We start from the raw sequence: 19,910 nt of genomic DNA, 5'->3' as shown, positions 1-19,910 counted from the left end.
ATGGCCACGGCCCATCCCCTCGACGTCCAGCTCATCGCCGCCACGCAGTTCACGGCCCCCGCCGACGTCGACTGGTCCGTCGACGCCACCGCCACCGACGCCGAGGCGTTGGTGGAGTTCGCCGGGCGGGCCTGCTACGAGTCCTTCGACAAGCCGAATCCGCGCACCGCGAGCAACGAGTCCTACCTCAATCACATCATGGAGGTGGGGCATAACGCGCTGCTGGAGCACGCCACCGCCACGATGTACATCCGTGGCATCTCGCGCTCCTGCACGCATGAGCTGGTGCGCCACCGACATTTCTCCTTCTCGCAGCTGTCCCAGCGCTTCGTGCCGACCGTCGGGGCGGAGATCGTCCTCCCGCCGGCCATCGCCCGCGACGAGGAGCTCTCCCGCATCCTGCTGCGCGCCGCCGACGAGTCCCGGTTCATCTACGACGAGCTGCTGGCGACGCTGGAGGAGAAGCTTGCCGACGAACCGAACGCCCTGTTGCGCAAGAAGCAGGCGCGCCAGGCCGCCCGGGCGATCCTGCCCAACGCCACGGAGTCGCGCATCGTCGTGACGGGCAACTACCGCACCTGGCGCCACTTCATCGCCGCCCGGGCCAGCGAGCACGCAGACCAGGAGATCCGCGCCGTGGCCATGGCGTGCCTGGACATCCTCGGTGAGCAGGCGCCGACGCTCTTCGCTGATTTTCTCGTCACCGAACTATCGGACGGTTCGCGCATGGCGGTCAGTCCCTACGTCGGATAGGTCGTATTTTCGGGGTGTCGTGCGGTGCGATACCTCACTCTCGGCGAGGTGCGGGTAGTCTGTGAAGCCATGAGCACAGGTTTGGCCGCGAAAATCGGAGTCGAGCACTTCGGAACCGTCTGCGTCGCCATGGTCACCCCCTTCGACCGTGACGGCGCACTCGACGTAGAGGCAGGTAGGCGGGTAGCCGCGCACCTCGTTGACAATGGCGTCGATTCACTGGTGCTTGCCGGAACCACCGGCGAGTCGCCCACCACGACGGTCGCGGAGAAACTGGACCTGCTCAAGAACGTGAAGGACGAGGTCGGGGACCGCGCGAAGATCATCGCGGGCGCCGGCACCAACGACACCGCCGCATCAATGGAACTGGCCCGCCTCTCCGCGGACGCCGGAGCCGACGCTCTGCTGGTTGTCACGCCCTATTACTCGAAGCCGAGTCAGAAGGGCCTCGTCCAGCATTTCACGGCCATCGCAGGCGCCACCGACCTTCCGGTGTGCCTGTACGACATCCCGGGTCGATCCGCCATCCCGATCGAGGCCGACACCATCGCCCGTCTGGCCGAGGTGCCGTCGATCAAGGCGATGAAGGACGCCAAGGGAGACATCGGCCAGGCCACCACACTGATTCGTTCCACGGGTCTGGCCTGGTACTCCGGCGACGACCCGCTCAACCTGCCGTGGCTGGCCATGGGCGCTTCCGGCTTCATCTCCGTCATCGGTCATGCCGCTCCGCACAAGCTGCGCGAGCTTTATGACGCCTTCGACGGCGGTGAGTTCGAGCGTGCCCGTGAAATCAACGCCGACAATCTGACCCCGCTGATTCGCGCCCAGGCCCGCCTGGGTGGAGTCAGCTTCGCAAAAGCTGCCCTGCGACTGCAGGGCATTGAGGTGGGGAACCCGCGTCTGCCGGTCGTCGCTCCTGACGACGCAGAACTCGAGGAACTCCGCCGTGATCTGGAACAAGCTGGAGTCCTATAAATATGAATGAACCCCGTAACCGCTCCCGGAAGGTCACCCGCAAGGCTGGCCCGCCGGAGGAGAACGCCGGCGCCGCAGCAGCTGACGTCGCCCCCGTTTTCCAGGCCCCGTCTCAGGAGGCCGTCGCCGCCGCCCCGTCCCGCCAGTCAATCGAGTCCGCCGGTGAGGCCGACTCCGACACCGGGAAGAAGTCCACGGCTGCGCAGAGCGAAGACAGCCAGGACAACCGTGGCGGCAACCGCACCCGCACCCGCTCCCGTGGTGGCCGCGGCCGTGGCCGTGGCGGGTCCGGCGCCGAGAACAACGCCGGCGGCGAGAACCGCGGCGGCAACAACAGCAACAACAGCAACAACAACAACTCCCGCGGCCGTCGCAACGTCGTGAAGTCCATGCAGGGCCACGACCTGACCAAGCGTCTGCCGGAGCCGCCGAAGCAGGCCAACGGCTCGCTGCGCATCTACGCCCTGGGCGGCATCTCCGAGATCGGCCGCAACATGACGGTCTTCGAGTACAACGGCCGTCTGCTGATCGTCGACGTCGGCGTGCTTTTCCCGTCCTCGGGTGAGCCGGGCGTCGACCTGATCCTGCCGGACTTTGGTCCGATCGAGAACAAGCTCGACAAGATCGACGGCATGGTCATCACCCACGGCCACGAAGACCACATCGGAGCCATCCCGTGGCTGCTGAAACTGCGCCACGACATCCCGATCTACTCGGCGAAGTTCACCCTCGCACTGATCGCGGCCAAGACCAAGGAACACCGTCAGCGTCCGAAGATGCATGAGGTGACCAAGGACTCCGACCTCAACGTCGGCCCCTTCCGCCTCCGTTTCTGGACCGTCGGCCACTCCATCCCGGACGCGCTCGGCGTGTCCATCAAGGCCGGCCGCAACCACGTCGTCATGACCGGCGACGTGAAGCTGGACCAGACCCCGTACGACGGTAAGCCGACCGACCTGCCGGCGCTGTCCCGCTTCGGCGACGAGGGCATCGATCTCTTCCTGTGCGACTCGACCAACGCCACGACCCCGGGCATCTCGAACTCCGAGGCCGGCATCGAGACCACCCTGATCCGTCTGGTCGCCAACGCCCGCCAGCGTGTGGTCCTCTCCTCCTTCGCGTCCAACGTCTCCCGTGTGCAGATGGCGGTCAACGCCGCGGTCGCCTCCAACCGCAAGGTCGCCTTCAACGGCCGCTCGATGATCCGCAACATGGAGATCGCCGAGAAGATGGGCTACCTGAAGGCCCCGCGCGGCACGATCATCGACATCAACGAGGCCGCCAAGCTGGCCCCGCACAAGGTCATGCTCGTCACGACCGGTACGCAGGGCGAGCCGATGGCCGCGCTCTCGCGCATGTCCCGTCGCGAGCACCGCCAGATCACGATCCGTCCGGGTGACCTGATCATCCTGTCCTCGTCGATGATTCCGGGCAACGAGGAGGCCATCTTCTCGGTCATCAACAACCTCTCCCAGATCGGCGCGGAGATCGTGACCAACAAGGACGCCAACGTCCACGCCTCCGGCCACGGATACGCCGGCGAGCTCCTGTTCCTCTACAACGCGGCCCGTCCGAAGAACGCCATGCCGGTGCACGGCGAGTGGCGCCACCTGCGCGCCAACGGCGACCTGGCGGTCTCCACGGGCGTCAAGCGGGAGGGCATCATGCTCGCCCAGAACGGCGTCGTCGTCGATCTCAACAACGGCAAGGCCCAGGTCGTCGGCCAGTTCCCGGTCGGTCACCTCTACGTCGACGGCAACTCCATGGGCGAGGTTGAGGCCGACGTCCTGGCTGACCGCACCGCCCTGGGGTCCGGCGGCGTGGTCTCCGTGACCGCCGTCATCAACGATTCCACCGGCCGCCTGCTGGAGGCGCCGAAGGTGTCGACCACCGGCGTCGCCGAGGACGACCGTGGCCAGGTTCTCGAGCTCGTCGAGATCGCCGAGAACACGATGAACGATCTCGCCGCTGAGGGCGAGAACGACATCTACCGCATGGTTCAGCAGCTCCGCCGCCGTCTGGGCAGGCACATCTCCCAGAAGTACGGCCGTGAGCCGATGATCCTGCCGACCATCGTCCCGATCGCCGCCGACACCGGTGCGGTCGACGACGAGGACGTCGAGGCGGCCCGCGAGTCGCTCTAAGGCTCCCATGCCTGACCGGCCCCAGCACTCTATGCTGGGGCCATGTCATTTTCCGCTGCTGAACGACGCCACCTCGCCGACCTGCTCCACCGGACCGGCCCGGACCAGGACACGCTGTGCGAGGGCTGGAGCACCCGCGACCTCGCCGCCCACCTCTACGTCCGGGAGAATAACCTCCTCGCCGCCGGCGGGGTGGCCCTGCCCGTGCTGGAACCCAGGTTGGTCAGGGCCATGGAGCAGCAGAAGGCCCGCGACTTCGATGAGCTGGTCGACGCTTGGGCGGCCGGACCCCCGCGCCTGAGTCCTTATTCCTTCCTTGACTCCAAGGTGAATGCCGCGGAACACTTCGTCCATCACGAGGACGTGCGGCGGGGTGGGGGTGTCGTGGAGCCACGCGAGTTCAGTCGGGCCGTCGAGGAGCAGCTGGGGACGGCCCTGAAGATCTCGGCGCCGATGATGCTGCGCGGCTCGCGTCTGCCGGTCGTGCTGACTCCGCGGGGATCCACGCCCATCGTCGTCGGCGGCCGAAGGGGCGTCAGCCGGCGCGGTGACGACGTGGTACGGGTGTCCGGGGCGGTGGGGGAGCTGCTGCTGTGGGTGTTCGGACGTGACGCGGTCGAGGTGGAGATCGACGGCGACGTATCGGCGGTCTCGCGTCCGGGCGCCTGAGGGGTCCGAGAGGTCGCGGTACCGTGAAAACGGTGCCGGGACCGGTGTGGCAGATGTGAAGGTTGGGGCGACTGTCACTAGAGTGGCAGGCATGTCTGCCACCAGCTCGACTAAGAAGTCGTCCCGCAAGAGCGATCGGAGATCCGCCGGTCCGGGCCGCGGATCCTCCCGCTCGGCGGGTTCGAGCCGCCCCGCTGGTCCCGCCGCCACGACCCAACTGAGCGCCACCGCCCACCGTGCCGCCGCCACCTCCACGGAAAGAACGGGCAGCGCCTTCAAGCCTGTGAGCCAGGGCATCGGTGCGCTGGTCGGGGCCACCGCCCGCGGGGTCGGCTCGATGACGCGCGGGGTCGGGCGCCTGCGTCGGAGCCGCTTCAACGACTCCGACATCTATGGGGAACCAGTTACGACCGGAGAGGAGACCATGCCGCAGAAGAATGAGATCGAGAAAGGTGCGTCGAAGCGGACCCGTCGGCGCGCGAGTGTCCCGGCGGCCGATGAGCTGGTCATCCAGGCCGAGCATGACGATGACGAACCCGGGGAGGGTGCCCTCGCGGAGCACGCGGATCTCTACGGACTGCTGCTGATCGGCCTGGCCGCGGTGCTCGGCGCCTCCGTCTGGCTCGACGTCGCCGGCCCGATCGGCCACGTCATCGCCACCGGGGCCCATCTGGTCATTGGCGCCGGCGCCCTCATCCTCCCGGTGGCGCTGGTGGCCGTCGCGATCGCCCTCATGCTCGACCTGCGGGCCAGCACCGCCGTCCGCGGCCGCGTCGCCCTGGGCCTGTCGATCATCACGGTCGCCATGCTGGGCCTCATCCACATCTTCTCCGGCAACCCCACCGACTGGGACGGGCGGATGGGGGCCGGTGGCGCCCTGGGGGCCTGGACCGGTGGTCTGCTGGCAGCCGGGTTCAGCTCCTACGTCGCCGTGCCGCTGCTGCTCCTGCTCATCATCTACGGAGCACTGCGAGTCACCGGGATCACCGTGCGCGAGATGGTCGAACTCATCCTCGACAGCGTCGGGGGCGGGCTCCGCCTGCCGGGCGGCCACGACGCCGGGGAGGGCGAGGAGGACGAGGACCTCTACGGCCATGTCGACACGGAGCTGGAGGAGCGGGCCTCGGGCCGCGCTGGCCGCGGCCCCCGCCGCCTCAGCCCCCGCGGGGTGAGCGCGCCCCGCCGTTCCTCGACCCCGATGGACAACTACCCGGTCGACGGCGAGGACGCCGGCGCCACGAAGCGGGTGCAGCGCAGCCTCTTCGACGACGACCTGCTTGACGACGAGCCACTCGACGACGCTGCGCCGCCGGCGACGGCCGCTGCCAGCGTCGCCAAGCCGCGCCGGCAGACCCCGAAACCGACGCCTTCCGACGCGGGCCCGCAGACCGACGAGCTGCCGGTGGTCAAGACCGAGCCCGGCGCCGACGCCGTGGCCGCCTCCCGGGAGGCCATGCGCCAGGCGATCGTGGCCCGTTCCGGCATCGACGCTGCGGCCGTCCCCGCCACGACCCCGAAGTCGGAGAGCGAACCGAAGCCGGCGACCCCGCCCGCTCCGCGTACCCCGGGCGTGGACAGCAGCTACGATCTGCCCTCCACTGATCTCCTCATCCCGGGCACGGCCCCGAAGACGCGCACCGAGGCCAACGACCGCATCATCGAGGCCATCACCGACGTCTTCGAGGAGTTCAAGGTCGACGCGCAGGTCACCGGGTTCTCCCGCGGCCCCACAGTCACCCGCTACGAGGTCGAGCTGGGCCCGGGCGTGAAGGTCTCCAAGATCACCAACCTCCAGTCCAACCTGGCCTATGCCGTGGCGACGGAAAACGTGCGCCTGCTGACCCCCATCCCGGGCAAGTCGCTGGTCGGCATCGAGGTCCCCAACCTCGACCGCGAGATGGTCCGCCTGGCCGACGTTCTCACTGCCCCGAGTGTGGTGTCCGACCACGATCCGATGCTCATCGGCCTGGGCAAGGACATCGAGGGCGAGTTCGTCTCCCACTCCATCCAGAAGATGCCGCACCTGCTGGTCGCCGGTTCCACCGGCTCCGGTAAATCCGCGTTCGTCAACTCGCTGCTGGTCTCCATCCTCACCCGCGCGACCCCGGAGGAGATCCGGCTCATCCTGGTCGACCCGAAAATGGTCGAGCTCACCCCCTACGAGGGCATCCCGCACCTGATCACCCCGATCATCACGCAGCCGAAGAAGGCCTCGGCCGCGCTGCAGTGGCTCGTCGAGGAGATGGAGCAGCGCTACATGGACATGAAGTCCGCGCGCGTGCGCCACGTCAAGGACTACAACAAGAAGGTGCTCTCCGGCGAGTACCAGGCTCCTCCGGGGTCCGAGCGGGAGCTCGAGCCGTACCCGTACATCGTCTGCGTGGTCGACGAGCTGGCCGACCTCATGATGACCGCTCCGAAGGAGATCGAGGAGTCCATCGTCCGTATTACCCAGAAGGCCCGTGCCGCGGGCATCCACCTGGTGCTGGCGACCCAGCGTCCGTCCGTCGACGTCGTCACCGGTCTGATCAAGACCAACGTGCCGTCCCGACTGGCCTTCGCGACCTCCTCGCTCACCGACTCCCGCGTCATCCTCGACCAGGGCGGCGCGGAGAAGCTCATCGGCATGGGCGACGCCCTGTTCATCCCGCAGGGCGCCGGCAAGCCGAAGCGCCTGCAGGGCGCCTTCGTCACCGACGAGGAGGTCCAGGCCGTCGTCGACGCCGCCAAGGACCAGGCCCAGCCCAACTACACCGAGGGCGTCACCGACGACAAGCAGGCCGAGGAAAAGAAGGTCATCGACGATGACATCGGCAAGGACATGGACGACCTGCTCGAGGCCGTCGAACTCGTCGTCACCTCCCAGCTGGGCTCGACCTCGATGCTCCAGCGCAAGCTGCGCATCGGATTCGCCAAGGCCGGCCGGCTCATGGACCTCATGGAGACCCGGGGCGTGGTCGGCCCCTCGCTCGGGTCCAAGGCTCGTGACGTCCTCATCAAGCCGGAGGAGCTCGACACGATCCTCTGGATGATCAAGGGAGCCGATCCCGCGGACGCTCCCCGTGAGGTGCTCGAGGAGCAGGGGCTGCTCGACTCCGGCACGGAGGGTGCGGCGCCGTCGACGGGCGATGACTGGGACGCCGACCCCGGTGACGCCGACGGGGGAGACGGCCGCACCGTCACCGCCACGTACAATCCCACCGGCGGGGCTTTCTAGATCTGATCTATGCGCTCGACCGGTGTTCCGCTACACTGGCTCGACGTGTGGAGGGGAGTACCCCATCAAACGGCACTGTCGTCAGCACGGCCCGTCACGGGCCCGGCGGTGCCGGCCAGCCCCCGGAAGCGGGCTGGTGGGGGAGACCTCCGGTCACTTACCGTATTCTTTTTACTGACCGGAGGGTTTACCTACCTATGTCTGTACCTCTATGGATTTGGATCCTGACCATCGTCGTGGTCCTGGGATTCTTCGCCTTCGACTTCATCACCCACGTGCGCACCCCGCATGAGCCGACGCTCAAGGAATCCGGTCTCTGGACCCTGTTCTACGTCGGCCTGGCCCTGCTCTTCGGCGTCGTCGTCTGGGTCGTCTGGGACGGCGAGCACGGCATGCAGTACTTCACGGGTTACGTGACGGAGAAGGCCCTGTCGGTTGACAATCTCTTCGTCTTCGCGCTGATCTTCGGCGCCTTCAAGATTCCCCGCCGCTACCAGCAGAAGGTCCTCCTCCTGGGCATCATCATGGCCCTGGCGTTCCGTCTCATCTTCATCCTGCTGGGCCAGGCGATCATCGCGGCCTGGTCCGACGTCTTCTACCTGTTCGCGCTATTCCTCATCTTCACCGCCGTCAAGCTCATTGTCGACGAGGTTCGCGACGCCGAAGAAACCAGCCCGGACGACATGCGCCTGATCCGGTGGATCCGCAAGGTCATCCCGGTCACCGGCCGCTACTTCCGCGATCACCTGTGGCTCAAGCAGAGCGGCAAGCTCGTCTTCACCCCGCTGTTCGTCGCGCTGGTGGCCATCGGCCTGGTCGACGTCATGTTCGCCCTCGACTCCATCCCCGCCATCTACGGCATCACCACCGAGGCGTTCCTGGTGTTCACCACCAATGCCTTCTCCCTGATGGGGCTGCGCCAGATGTACTTCCTGCTTGACGGCCTGCTGGACCGCATCGTCTTCCTGTCCTACGGACTCTCCGCCGTCCTGGGCTTCATCGGCGTCAAGCTGCTGCTGCACGCCCTGCACAACAACAACCTTCCCTTCATCAACGGCGGCGAGAACGTCCACTGGGGCCCGGAGATCTCCACGACCGGTTCGCTCCTGGTCATCGTCGCGCTGCTCACGGTCACCGTGGTGCTCTCGCTGTGGAAGGACGCCCGTGACCGCGCTCAGGGCGCCATCGACCCGAATCGTTCCCGCAAGGTCGACTACGACGACTTCGGCAACAAGCACTACGTCGACGAGAACGGTTACATGGTCGACGAGAACGGCAACGAGCTCGACTGGGACGGCAATGTCCTGTCCGGCCCGGGCGGCGACCCGTCCGGCGGGCACATCCACTAGCCGGATCACGAAGTCTCCCCATGCCCGACACCGGTGCATGGGGATTTTTCGCGTTCCGGGGAACTAGTCGAAGATGTTGAGGACCGGGGTCCAGGCCTTGATCTCGCGGCCCGGCAGGACACCCTCGAGGGCGTAGGGATCCCGGTCCATGAGAGCCTCCGCGTCGGCGACGGTCGACCCCTCGGCCAGCCGGATGAGGATCAGCGCGTCGCCGCCCTCGTAGGGGCCGGAGCCGACGAGGACGCCCTCGTCGAGCAGGCCCCTGAGAAACTCACGGTGGGTGGGGCGCACACGGGCGATGTTCTCGTCGCCTTCGGGGTAGCGGTAGGTCACGGCAAAGTAGTTCATGCGCCCGAGACTAGCGCCAATGCTGCCCGCCGGGGTTGAAGAGGTAGGGTGACCATTGTGAACACCACAGATCGGCAGCCGTCCGGGCGCAACTACCTGGAGGAAAACTTCAACCTGCCCAACGTGCTGACGAGCCTGCGCATCATCTTCATTCCGCTGTTCGCCTGGCTCGTCCTGGGCGAGCGATTCTGGTGGGCTCTCGCGCTTTTCGTCGCGCTGATGATCACCGACAAGCTCGACGGGGATATCGCCCGCGCCCGCAACCTCATCACGGATTTCGGCAAGATCGCCGATCCCATCGCCGACAAGGCGCTGATGACCACGGCGCTGGTCTGCCTCAACATCGTCGGTCTGCTGCCTGTCTGGATGACCGTCGTCATCGTCATCCGTGAGTTCGGCATCACCTTCTGGCGGATGTGGATGCTGCGCAACGGCAAGGTCGTCCCGGCCTCCAAGGGGGGCAAGATCAAGACGACACTGCAGACCTTGGCCGTCGGACTCTACCTGCTCCCGCTCGGTGACTGGATGTTCTGGCCGCGTTACCTGGTCATGCTGGCCGCCGTCCTCGTCACGGTCGTCACCGGCGTCCAATACCTGCTCGACTATCGGCGGGAAAACGCCCGGTGATCCCGTCTGACCAGGCCCCCGCCCGCATCGTCACCGAACTGACGCGACGTGCCGAGACACTCGCCTTCGCCGAGTCCCTCACCGCCGGCCTGGCCAGCGCCACCGTCGCTTCCGTGCCGGGGGCGTCCGCGGTTCTGCGCGGGGGCCTGGTCACCTACGCCACGGATCTCAAACACAGCCTGGCGGGCGTCGACGAGCAGCTGCTTGCCGACGCCGGCCCTGTCTCCGCCGACACCGCCGTGGCCATGGCCGAGGGCGCCCGCCGGGTGTGCGGGGCCGACTGGGGGGTGTCCCTCACCGGGGTCGCGGGACCTGATCCGCAGGACGGGCACCCGGTCGGCGAGGTCTTCATCGGCATCGCGGGCCCGGGTCGGGAGACCGTGGCGGTGCGCGCCCGCGCCGAAGGGCACATGGGCGTCGCTCCCGGCAGGCATTCCCCCGAGCCCGTCCCAGTGATGGTTGGGGACCGGAGCGAGATTCGTGGCTGGTCGGTGGCGGCGGCCCTGTCCGAGTTGCTCGGTGCCGTGTTGTCGCGGGGGTGAATTTCCGGTGAAGAAAACTTTCGGGGAAGGGGAACAAAATGGGGCGGACATCCGTTGTAGTGGGCAATGGCTACTAAAACTGCACTTGCACTGATGGATCCTCGGTTCAACGCCGAGACAGCGCTGACCCAGGCAAAGCCGAAGATGCTCCTGCGGGAGGCGCTGGGGCTGGCGCTGCGCGCCTACCGGGCGGACAAGAGCGTCACCCTGCGTGAACTCGCCGAACAGGCCCGGGTCTCGCCGGGTTACCTGTCCGAACTCGAACGCGGCCGTAAGGAGGTCTCCTCCGAGTTGCTGGCGAGCGTCTGTCACGCGCTCAACGCCTCGGTCGCCGACGTGCTCATTGAGGCCGCGTCGATCATGACCATGCCCAGCGTCAACGACGAACTCGCCAACACGACGCCGGCGGCAGCGGAGTAAACCGGCACGCGCGAGGTCCCGGCCTCCGCTACCATGGTCAACATGAGCGCGCTCACGTATGCGCGAATTAACTCGATTTAACGATTTCACCCCTCAGAAAGGTCCCCGGACATGGCGAACCCCTTTGCAAAGCTGTGGAACTACCTCATGGCGCTCTTCGACACCAAGATCGAGGAGAACGCGGACCCGAAGATCCAGATCCAGCAGGCCATCGAGGAGGCCCAGCGTCAGCACCAGGAGCTGTCCCAGCAGGCCGCCGCGGTCATCGGCAACCAGCGTCAGCTGGAGATGCAGCTGAACCGCCGCCTGGGTGAGATCGAGAAGCTGCAGGGCAACACCCGTCAGGCGCTGGAACTCTCGGACAAGGCCCGCGCCGAGGGCGACATGCAGAAGGCCCAGGAGTACGAGAACGCTGCAGAGGCCTTCGCCGCCCAGCTGGTGACCGCCGAGCAGGGCGTCGAGGACACCAAGACCCTCCACGACCAGGCCCTGCAGCAGGCCGCGCAGGCCAAGCAGGCCGTCGAGCGCAATTCCATGGCCCTGCAGCAGAAGGTCAACGAGCGCACCAAGCTGCTCAGCCAGCTCGAGCAGGCCAAGATGCAGGAGAAGGTCGCCGAGTCCCTGCAGTCCATGAGCGCCGTCTCCTCGGGCAACACGCCGAACCTCGACCAGGTGCGCGACAAGATCGAGAAGCGCTACGCCAACGCCCTCGGTCAGGCCGAGCTCGCCCAGAACTCCGTCCAGGGCCGCATGGCCGAGGTCGAGGCGGCCGGGGTTCAACTGGCCGGCCACTCCCGCCTGGAGCAGATCCGCGCGGAAATGAGCCAGGGCAAGGCCGTCGAGGCCGTCGAGGCCGGCGCCGCCAACCCGGCCATCGAGTCCGGCAACGCCGGCGCCGCCAACGTTGCCGACGACGCGGTTCAGCAGCGCATGCGCGAGCTGCGCGGCGAGGTATAGCCGACACTGCCCGCGCCCTGCGCCCCGTCACCGTAGCAGGAGGTGACGGGGCGCAGTCGTGTCCGGGGGCGCACACGTGTGCGACCCTTCGGCCGGGGTGCGGGGCGGGGAATACGCACACGTATGCGTTAATGCCCCGTCTTCCGCCACCGTCGGCACTTCGGCGGTGAACCACGCCTTGACGTGCCTAATCCCCGACGCCGCGGGCCATGAGGGCCTCGCCGAGATCGCGGGCCCGTTTGATGGACCGGATGATGACGGGGATGCCCAGGGCCGCCAGGGAAAACCCCAGGCCCCGGGCCTTTCGGGCCTCGAGCACTTCATGTACGGCCGCGGCCTGGAGGGGGATGAGCCGGATGGTCATCGCCATCGCCAGGGTGATCGTGTCCACGGGCAGGCCGAAGCGAACGAGGGGCCGCAGCCCGCGGTCGAAAGCGTCCATTAGTTCGGTGATGGTCGTGGTCAGGGTCAGTAGAGCCGCTGCCGCGACCGTGGCGAGGATGCCCACGACGGTCGCTACCGCCAGCTCCCAGCCGCGTTGCCACCACTGGAAGGCGCCGAGCAGGAGCAGGATGGGGATGACCGGCAGGACCTGGCCCAGCGCCACACGGGCGGGGATGCGGGCGACGGCGAAGCCTGCCGCGACGAGTGCCGCGGCGGCCAGGACCTGCCCGGGTTCGCGGGCGAAGACGGCCACGGCAAGGATGAAGACCACCAGGACGAGGAATTTGACCCCGGCCGGCAGCCGGTGAATCACCGTGCTGCCCGGGACGTGGACACCCAGCGGTAGGGACAGTCTGAACTGGGCCATCAGCGGCGACCGTCACCCTGGCCAGCGCCCGGGACCTCTGCGCCCATACGATCGACGTAGGCGGCGATCACGTCGCGGGGCGCCCCGTCGTCGACGATGCGACCCCCCTCAATGCACAGCACTCGGTCGAACTCCGTGAGCAGGTCGAGGTCGTGGGTGACGACGAGCAGCTGCTGCTCGAGGCGGGCGAATTCGCGGGCGATGCGCATGCGGTTGCGCAGGTCGAGGAGGGTGGTCGGTTCGTCGGCGATGATGAGCTCCGGTTCCATCACCAGCACCGCAGCCAACGCCAACAGCTGCTTCTGACCGCCGGAGAGGGTGTGCGGCGAGTCGGCGGCGTGGGGAAGCAGACCGAAGCGGTCGAGTGCCCCGGTGACCCGGGAGTCGCGTTCCTGCCGGGTGAGCTTGAGCCGGCGGAGGGAAAAAGCGACGTCCTCGCGCACGCTCGGCATGATGATCTGGCTGTCGGCGTCGGAGAAAACGAAGCCCACCCGGCGCCGGATGGCGCGGCCGTGGGCGGAGACGTCGAGACCGTCGACGGTGACGCTGCCGGAGGTCGGATCGGCCAAGCCGTTGATGAGCCTGGCCAAGGTCGATTTTCCTGAGCCGTTGGCGCCGATGACGCCGATGCGATCTTCGCTCAAGGCGGTGGTGAGGGGGCCGAGGATGGTCTGCGGCGAGCCGGATCCGTCCGCCGGATCGACGGAGACGACGACGTCCTGGAAGGAAATGACGGGCATGACGCGGAAGACTACTTGCCCGGGTGCTTCGGTCGCGACAGCAGATCCGGGAAGGCGGCGTGCACGGCGAGGGCGATGATGACCATGACCGCGAACTTGCCGAGAGCCGGGAGGATGAACGGGGCCTGGGACACGGTGGCTTCGGCCAGGGAGAGGCCCGAGCGCCACATGAGGCCGAGGATGCCGCAGGCGTACTGCACGAGCAGACCGACCGCGGCGGCAATGCTGAACCAGGCGATCTGTTCGCCGCGGCGCCGGGGACGGGCGCGGTACGCGAGGGCGCCGGCGACCGCCGGGGAGAGCAGGTAACCGACCAGGTAGCCGACGGTGGGGCCGCCGAGGGCGGACAGCGTGGACCGGCCACCGGCCAGGACCGGAAGTCCGACCAGGCCCAGGGCAAGGAACAGTGCGGCAGCGAGGAAGCCGCGCCTGCCACCGAGGACGAGGCCCGCCAGGACGATGACGGCGTTCTGCAGGACGACCGGGACGCCCGCGGCGCCGACCGGGATGGACACGAACGCGAAGACGATGACCAGGGCAGCAAAGATGGCGACGTAGGCCAGGTCGATCATGGAGCTTCGGGCCGAGCCCCGCGTGGAGGTGGTGGTAGTCATACCGAACATCTTACATTAAACATCGTTCAACCTGCAAACGACGCGAATTTCGGGCGCTGGAGTCCTGAGGTGGCACCGTGGCTACGATGAGGGGTATGCGTCTGACGGAATTCCATCAGCTCCTCGCCGACGAGTTCGGCGAGCAGGAGGGCAAGTGGATTGCCCATTCCCACGTTCTCCATGTCGGTGAAGGAGGGGCGGGGACGGCTGAGGAGCTCATCGACGCCGGCGTCGACCCCCGGGACGTCTGGCGCGGGCTCTGCGAGGACTTTGACATTCCCGAGGAGCGGCGGCTCGGAATTGACCGCCCCGGCGACTGAGAATCCCGCCGGCGCCCGAGTCGCATTCGAACAATTGTGCGTGTAAGTTCGAGGGTGAAATCCGGTGATGTCCGTCGATCCGGCTAGTGTTCGCACCTGAGCAATCGGCATCCGGGGAGCCTGTGAGCGTTCCCCGCAGTCTAACTGGGTGAGAGGGTTCCGATTTCCGATGTGCGCCGTTCATGACGGCACCGGCATCGACAACATACGACAGAAGGAAAGATCACATGGCTAAGAAGACCTCCGGCAGCAGCAAGCTCGCAGCCCCGGATTCCGACCGTAAGAAGGCGCTCGACGCGGCGATGTCCATGATCGAGAAGGACTTCGGCAAGGGTGCGGTCATGCGGCTGGGTGACCAGCAGCGTGCCCCGATCCAGACCATCTCCTCGGGCAACACCGCCATTGACGTCGCCCTGGGCATCGGCGGGTTCCCCCGCGGCCGGATCGTCGAGATCTACGGTCCGGAGTCCTCGGGTAAAACGACGGTCGCCCTGCACGCCATCGCGCAGGCCCAGAAGGCCGGCGGTATCGCCGCGTTCGTTGATGCGGAGCATGCCCTGGACCCGGATTACGCTAAGAAGCTGGGCGTCGACACGGACAACCTCCTAGTCTCCCAGCCGGACACCGGCGAGCAGGCCCTCGAAATCGCTGACATGCTGGTTCGTTCCGGCGCCATTGACATCATCGTCATCGACTCCGTCGCGGCACTGACCCCGAAGGCGGAGATCGAGGGCGAGATGGGCGACAGTCACGTCGGTCTCCAGGCCCGACTCATGTCCCAGGCACTGCGCAAGATGACGGGTGCCCTCTACAATTCGGGCACCACCGCCATCTTCATCAACCAGCTGCGTGAGAAGATCGGGGTCATGTTCGGTTCCCCGGAGACCACCACCGGCGGCAAGGCCCTGAAGTTCTACTCTTCCGTGCGTCTGGACGTCCGCCGGATCCAGACCCTGAAGGAGGGGCAGGACGCCATCGGCAACCGCACCCGAGTCAAGGTCGTCAAGAACAAGGTGTCCCCGCCGTTCAAGATCGCTGAATTCGACATCATCTACGGCGAGGGCATCTCCCGCGAGTCCTCGATCATCGATCTGGGCGTCGAGAACGGGATCGTGAAGAAGTCGGGCTCCTGGTTCACCTACAACGGCGACCAGCTCGGCCAGGGTAAGGAAAAAGCCCGCATTTTCCTCAAGGAGAACCCGGATCTCGCCGACGAGATCGAGCGTCTGATCTTCGAGAAGCTCGGCATCGGGGAGTTCGCCGCCAAGGCCGGCGAGGAGAACCAGGATATGGCCGTCCCGGGTGTGGGGGACGACTTGAGTGATGACCCGGTCGACATGGTCCCGAACGTCGATTTCGATGATGAGGATGACGAGTAAACCGGATCCGGAGAAGATCGAGCAGCTCCGCCAGGCGTTGGCCGAGCACGCCGCCAGCACCTCCGGCACGGGACTGTTCGACGCCGAAGCAGAGGAAGCCAAGGCCAGCGTGCGCAAGCGCGCTCTCGGCCTGCTCGATCAGCGGGCCCGGTCACGGGCGGAGCTGCGCGGCCGCCTGATTGACGCTGAGTTCAATCCGGGAACCGTGGACGAGGTCATCGACGATCTCACCCGGGCCGGGCTGATCGACGACGCCGCCTTCGCCCGCGAATGGGTGCGCCAGCGGCACGCCCGCCGGGGCAAGTCCGCCAGCGCCCTCGACCGTGAGCTGCGCGACAAGGGCGTCGACGGGTCGATCCGCGCCGAGGCCCTCGATCAGATCGACGCCGAGGACGAGGAGGCCACCGCTCGGAAGTTCGCCGAAAAGAAGGCCCGTTCCCTGCGGGAGGCGCCCGCCGACTATCAGGAGTACCAGAAGGCTCTGCGCAGGGTCGTGGGCGTCCTCGCTCGGCGTGGTTTCCCCAACGCAATGTCGATGCAGATAGCGAGAGAGGTCCTCGACGCACGCATCGAGAACCTCTCTGAGACCGACTCCGGGTAGCAGCTCCTACTCGGCCGGGTTACGGATTTCCCGGTAGCCCGGGGCGTGCCAGTCGACGTTGACGTTGTCCTTGGTGTCGATGCCCTGATCGGGTTCCTCGGGTACCTTGGCGAAGATGTTCCGGCGGGCCCGGCCAGCACGTAGCTGACGTTCAACCCGTTCGGCCAGCAGCGTCAGACCCCAGTTGATGGCGATCATGATGATCGCGACCACGATCAGGGAAGCCAGGTAGTTCTGATTGGCGGAGGAGGACTGGATGCCGGAGCGGACGATCTCGACGTAGCCGATCTGGTAGCCGAGGGCGGAGTCCTTGAGCGCGATGACCATCTGCGAAATCAGGGCGGGCAGCATCGCCGCGACCGCCTGGGGCAGAAGGATCTGCCACATGGTCTGGCGATGCGACAGCCCCAGCGCCCGGGCTGCCTCGGTCTGTCCCTTGGGCAGGGACTTGATGCCGGCCCGCAGGATCTCGGCGATGACCGAGCCGTTGTACAGCGTCAGCGCGACGACCACGGCGGCAAAAGCCAGGTCGCGGGGTGGGACGACGTCATAGACCGCGAAGAACTGGTAGAGGAAGATCATCAGCAGCAGCACTGGAATGGCCCGGAAGAATTCGACGATGATGCCGCAGATCCAGCGGACCAGCGCAACTTCGGAGAGTCGTCCCAGGCCGAGCAGCACGCCGGCGACCACCGCAAGGATGATGGAGGCCACCGCGGATTTGAGCGTTCCCCACAGGCCGGGCAACAGGTACGTCGTCCACGTTTGCGGATCGATGAACGGTCGCCACTTGGAGGCGGCGAGCTGGCCGTTGTTGTTCAGCGTCCAGAGCACCCACCCGATGATTGCGAGGAGCACCACAGTGGTGATGACCGAATAAACGGTGTTGTTGCGGCGGGCGACGGGCCCGGGGGCGTCGTAGAGGACGGTGGCGCGGACGTTCGACATTACTTCTTCACCGCCAGTCGGTTGGAGAGTGAACCCAGCGCCAGGCCCATGGGCAGGGTGAGGATGATGAAGCCGAGGGCGAAGGCGCCGAAGATGAGGAACAGCTGGTTGGCGTGCATCTCGATGACGGACTTCATCAGCAGGGAGGCCTCCGCGACGCCGATGGCCGAGGCGATCGTCGTGTTCTTGGTCAGGGCGATCAGGGTGTTGCCCAGCGGTACGGTGGCGGCGCGGATGGCCTGGGGGAAGACGATCAGGCTGAAGAGCTGGTTGAAATTCATGCCCAGGGAACGGGCGGCCTCGGCCTGTCCGAAGTGGACGGTGTTGATGCCCGAGCGCAATGATTCCGCCACGAAGGTGGAGGTGTAGAGCACGAAGCCGAGCACGGCGAGACGGAAGTTCTGGTCGACGAGGAAGGTCGGGGACTGCCGGTCGGCGAGCAGGAGGCCGAGGTTCTGGTAGAGCCCGAAGGAGCAGAACAGGATGATGAGCGTCAGCGGGGTGTTGCGCACCGTGTTGATGTAGGTCGCGGACAACGAACGAAGCACCCGGACGGGGGAGACGCGCATCGCAGTCAGGATGATGCCGAGGATGAGCGCGCCGATGGCGGAGTAGATGGTCAGCTGGATGGTGAGCCAGAAGGCCGACAGGATGTCCGGCCACAGGGCGTCCCGCAAAGGATTCATGGCGGTGGTGCCTCCTTGAGTGCTGGGGTTTCGCGAAGCAGGTGGGTGGGGCATGAGTACGCCGCCGCCGTGAACCACGACGGCGGCGCGACTTCACGGGGCTACTGGTCGAGGAAGGAGAGATCGCCCGGGGTGCCCGGGGTGATGCCTTCGCCGGCGCCGAGATTGGCGGAGACGTACTCGTCGAAGGACCCGTCCTCCTGCATCCTCTCCAGGGCGGCGTTGATGGCGTCGGTGCCCTCTTGGTCATCCTTGGCCAGGCCGATGCCGTAGTACTCGTCGGTGAACGGCTTGCCGTCCTTGGTCATCTCAATGACCTGGAAGTCACCCGGGGCCTGCTCGGAGTAGCCGTTGAGGATGGTGGCGTCCGTGGTCATGGCGTCGACGTTGCCCTGGCGAAGTGCCTCGGTGCAGGAGGAGTAGGTGTCGTATTCCTGCAGCTGGACGCTCGGCAGGGTCTCCTTGACCTTCTGCGCCGGGGTCGAGCCTGTGACCGAGCACAGGATCTTGCCGTCGAGGGATTCGAGGCCGGTGATGGAGTCATCGTCGGCGCGGGCGAGAAGCGCCTGGTGGGTCACCAGGTAGGGGCCGCCGAAGTTGACGGATTCGGCGCGGCCGGAGTTGATGGAGTAGGTCGCGGTGATCATGTCGACCTCGCCGTTCTGGATGAGGGTCTCGCGCTGGGCCGAGGGGGTCTCGCGCCAGGTGATCTCCGGTTCAGCCCAGCCGTTCTCTTCGGCGATGGAGTTGACGACGTAGGTGGCGACGTCGACGTCGAGCCCGGTCATCGTGCCGTCCGGGTTGCGCATGCCCAGGCCGGGCTGGTCGTACTTGGTGCCGAGGGTGACGGCGCCTGACTCGATGTTGGCGAGCAGGCCGTCCCCGCCGCCGGAGGAATCGGAGCAGGCGACCAGGGCGGTGGCGGCCGCCGCGGTGAGGGCGAGGGTGGCGGAGATTCGGGAGAAGTTGCGGTGCATGGTGGTGCTCCTTGTCGAATGTTCTGTGTAAGTGGTGCCGGGCGTCTAATGGGCGAGGATCTTGCCGAGGAAGTCCTTGGCGCGCTCCGACTTCGGGTTGGAGAAGAACTCGTCCGGGGTGGCGTCCTCGACAATCCTGCCGTCGGCCATGAAGAGGATGCGGTCGGCGGCCTTGCGGGCGAAGCCCATCTCGTGGGTGACCACGACCATGGTCATGCCCTCCTTAGCCAGGCCGGCCATGACGTCCAGGACTTCGTTGACCATTTCCGGGTCGAGGGCGGAGGTGGGCTCGTCGAAAAGCATGATCTTGGGGTTCATCGCGAGGGCGCGGGCGATGGCCACGCGCTGCTGCTGGCCGCCCGAGAGCTGGGCCGGGTACTTGTCGGCCTGGTTGGCGATACCGACGCGCTCGAGCAGGCGCATCGCGTTCGCGTCCGCTTCGCTCTTGGACTGCTTCCTGACCTTCCTCGGCCCCAGGGTGACGTTGTCCTTGATGGTCATGTGGGGGAAGAGGTTGAACTGCTGGAACACCATCCCGACGTCGGCGCGCAGCCTCGCCAGGCCCTTGCCCTCCTCGGGAAGGAGCACGCCGTCGATCTTGATGGTGCCGTTGTCGATGGTTTCGAGGCGGTTGATCGTGCGGCAGAGGGTGGATTTTCCGGACCCGGACGGGCCGAGCACGACGACGACCTGTCCGGCGGGGACGGTGAGGTTGATGTCCGTCAGGGCCTGGAAATCGTCAAAGAACTTGTCCACGTTCTCCATGACGATCATGTGATTGTCTGCACCTTTCTCAGCGTGCGTGGGCTTAGTCATGTTTTACATGTTAG

Annotated in this window: 21 protein-coding genes; 13 read left to right on the top strand and 8 right to left on the bottom strand. The window is 66.6% G+C overall.

Features of this window, described 5'->3' with window-relative positions; translation table 11 throughout:
* The 6 genes from thyX to CGUA_RS07745 all read left to right on the top strand — a co-directional run bounded on the left by thyX (window position 1) and on the right by CGUA_RS07745 (window position 9,110).
* Window positions 1-753, top strand: coding sequence for an FAD-dependent thymidylate synthase (thyX, locus tag CGUA_RS07770; RefSeq protein ID WP_290194395.1), 753 nt, complete (start codon window positions 1-3; stop codon window positions 751-753).
* A gap of 69 nt (window positions 754-822) precedes the next feature.
* Window positions 823-1,731, top strand: a complete 909-nt coding sequence (gene dapA, locus CGUA_RS07765; RefSeq protein ID WP_290194393.1) for a 4-hydroxy-tetrahydrodipicolinate synthase — start codon at window positions 823-825, stop codon at window positions 1,729-1,731.
* A gap of 2 nt (window positions 1,732-1,733) precedes the next feature.
* A complete protein-coding gene (locus CGUA_RS07760) occupies window positions 1,734-3,875 on the top strand; it encodes a ribonuclease J (RefSeq protein ID WP_290194391.1) in 2,142 nt (713 codons plus the stop codon).
* Window positions 3,876-3,917: 42 nt separating this feature from the next.
* Window positions 3,918-4,544 carry a TIGR03085 family metal-binding protein gene (locus CGUA_RS07755; RefSeq protein WP_290194389.1) on the top strand — a complete coding sequence of 209 codons (627 nt, stop codon included), beginning with the start codon at window positions 3,918-3,920 and terminating at the stop codon, window positions 4,542-4,544.
* A gap of 82 nt (window positions 4,545-4,626) precedes the next feature.
* Window positions 4,627-7,761, top strand: coding sequence for an FtsK/SpoIIIE family DNA translocase (locus CGUA_RS07750; protein ID WP_374725034.1), 3,135 nt, complete (start codon window positions 4,627-4,629; stop codon window positions 7,759-7,761).
* 197 nt (window positions 7,762-7,958) lie between these two features.
* A complete protein-coding gene (locus CGUA_RS07745; protein WP_290194385.1) occupies window positions 7,959-9,110 on the top strand; it encodes a TerC family protein in 1,152 nt (383 codons plus the stop codon).
* Between the two features lie 63 nt (window positions 9,111-9,173).
* On the opposite strand, the gene CGUA_RS07740 is transcribed toward CGUA_RS07745, so the two are convergent.
* Window positions 9,174-9,458: a YciI family protein gene (locus CGUA_RS07740; RefSeq protein WP_290194382.1), complete on the bottom strand. Its 285-nt coding sequence runs from the start codon at window positions 9,456-9,458 to the stop codon at window positions 9,174-9,176.
* Window positions 9,459-9,515: 57 nt separating this feature from the next.
* Here CGUA_RS07740 and pgsA point away from each other — a divergent pair, with 57 nt between their 5' ends.
* The 4 genes from pgsA (at window position 9,516) to CGUA_RS07720 (ending at window position 12,004) form a co-directional block, all read left to right on the top strand.
* Window positions 9,516-10,085: a CDP-diacylglycerol--glycerol-3-phosphate 3-phosphatidyltransferase gene (gene pgsA, locus CGUA_RS07735; RefSeq protein ID WP_290194381.1), complete on the top strand. Its 570-nt coding sequence runs from the start codon at window positions 9,516-9,518 to the stop codon at window positions 10,083-10,085.
* Entirely contained in the window at window positions 10,082-10,627 is a 546-nt protein-coding gene (locus CGUA_RS07730) for a CinA family protein (RefSeq protein ID WP_290194378.1), read from the top strand. The genes pgsA and CGUA_RS07730 overlap by 4 nt, the downstream gene beginning before the upstream one ends.
* A gap of 93 nt (window positions 10,628-10,720) precedes the next feature.
* Window positions 10,721-11,047 carry a helix-turn-helix domain-containing protein gene (locus CGUA_RS07725; protein ID WP_290194375.1) on the top strand — a complete coding sequence of 109 codons (327 nt, stop codon included), beginning with the start codon at window positions 10,721-10,723 and terminating at the stop codon, window positions 11,045-11,047.
* Window positions 11,048-11,158: 111 nt separating this feature from the next.
* Complete coding sequence (locus tag CGUA_RS07720) at window positions 11,159-12,004, top strand: PspA/IM30 family protein (RefSeq protein ID WP_290194373.1); 846 nt, start codon at window positions 11,159-11,161, stop codon at window positions 12,002-12,004.
* A 187-nt stretch (window positions 12,005-12,191) separates the two neighbouring features.
* Here CGUA_RS07720 and CGUA_RS07715 read toward each other — a convergent pair whose 3' ends face one another.
* Genes CGUA_RS07715 through CGUA_RS07705 form a run of 3 tightly spaced genes read right to left on the bottom strand, consistent with a single transcriptional unit; the run spans window position 12,192 to window position 14,169 of the window.
* The gene (locus tag CGUA_RS07715) at window positions 12,192-12,815 is read right to left on the bottom strand and encodes a CbiQ family ECF transporter T component (protein WP_290194371.1); all 624 of its coding nucleotides are present in this window, start codon (window positions 12,813-12,815) and stop codon (window positions 12,192-12,194) included.
* Window positions 12,815-13,555 carry an energy-coupling factor ABC transporter ATP-binding protein gene (locus CGUA_RS07710; protein WP_290194369.1) on the bottom strand — a complete coding sequence of 247 codons (741 nt, stop codon included), beginning with the start codon at window positions 13,553-13,555 and terminating at the stop codon, window positions 12,815-12,817. The genes CGUA_RS07715 and CGUA_RS07710 overlap by 1 nt, the downstream gene beginning before the upstream one ends.
* An 11-nt stretch (window positions 13,556-13,566) precedes the next feature.
* Window positions 13,567-14,169 carry a biotin transporter BioY gene (locus tag CGUA_RS07705; RefSeq protein ID WP_290194367.1) on the bottom strand — a complete coding sequence of 201 codons (603 nt, stop codon included), beginning with the start codon at window positions 14,167-14,169 and terminating at the stop codon, window positions 13,567-13,569.
* A 95-nt stretch (window positions 14,170-14,264) separates the two neighbouring features.
* Between CGUA_RS07705 and CGUA_RS07700 the strand changes: the two genes are divergently transcribed.
* The 3 genes from CGUA_RS07700 (at window position 14,265) to recX (ending at window position 16,469) form a co-directional block, all read left to right on the top strand.
* Complete coding sequence (locus tag CGUA_RS07700; RefSeq protein ID WP_290194365.1) at window positions 14,265-14,489, top strand: DUF3046 domain-containing protein; 225 nt, start codon at window positions 14,265-14,267, stop codon at window positions 14,487-14,489.
* Window positions 14,490-14,716: 227 nt separating this feature from the next.
* On the top strand, window positions 14,717-15,868 hold the full coding sequence (recA, locus tag CGUA_RS07695; RefSeq protein ID WP_290194363.1) for a recombinase RecA: 1,152 nt from the start codon (window positions 14,717-14,719) through the stop codon (window positions 15,866-15,868).
* Window positions 15,858-16,469 carry a recombination regulator RecX gene (gene recX, locus CGUA_RS07690; RefSeq protein ID WP_290194360.1) on the top strand — a complete coding sequence of 204 codons (612 nt, stop codon included), beginning with the start codon at window positions 15,858-15,860 and terminating at the stop codon, window positions 16,467-16,469. The genes recA and recX overlap by 11 nt, the downstream gene beginning before the upstream one ends.
* 6 nt (window positions 16,470-16,475) lie before the next feature.
* Here recX and CGUA_RS07685 read toward each other — a convergent pair whose 3' ends face one another.
* The 4 genes from CGUA_RS07685 to gluA form a co-directional block, all read right to left on the bottom strand.
* Entirely contained in the window at window positions 16,476-17,417 is a 942-nt protein-coding gene (locus CGUA_RS07685; protein WP_290194357.1) for an amino acid ABC transporter permease, read from the bottom strand.
* Window positions 17,417-18,103, bottom strand: a complete 687-nt coding sequence (locus CGUA_RS07680) for an amino acid ABC transporter permease (protein WP_290194355.1) — start codon at window positions 18,101-18,103, stop codon at window positions 17,417-17,419. Before CGUA_RS07680 ends, CGUA_RS07685 begins: the two co-directional genes overlap by 1 nt.
* A gap of 101 nt (window positions 18,104-18,204) precedes the next feature.
* Window positions 18,205-19,080 (bottom strand): glutamate ABC transporter substrate-binding protein, encoded by an 876-nt coding sequence (locus tag CGUA_RS07675; RefSeq protein WP_290194353.1) that lies wholly within the window; start codon window positions 19,078-19,080, stop codon window positions 18,205-18,207.
* Window positions 19,081-19,125: 45 nt separating this feature from the next.
* On the bottom strand, window positions 19,126-19,854 hold the full coding sequence (gene gluA, locus CGUA_RS07670; RefSeq protein ID WP_290198345.1) for a glutamate ABC transporter ATP-binding protein GluA: 729 nt from the start codon (window positions 19,852-19,854) through the stop codon (window positions 19,126-19,128).
* Between the last annotated feature and the right edge of the window lie 56 nt (window positions 19,855-19,910).

The sequence above is a fragment of the Corynebacterium guangdongense genome, from assembly GCF_030408915.1.
In the GTDB taxonomy this organism is placed as follows: Bacteria; Actinomycetota; Actinomycetes; order Mycobacteriales; family Mycobacteriaceae; genus Corynebacterium; species Corynebacterium guangdongense.
Note: the sequence above shows the minus strand (reverse complement) of the source record. Positions and strands in the feature narration are given on the sequence as shown.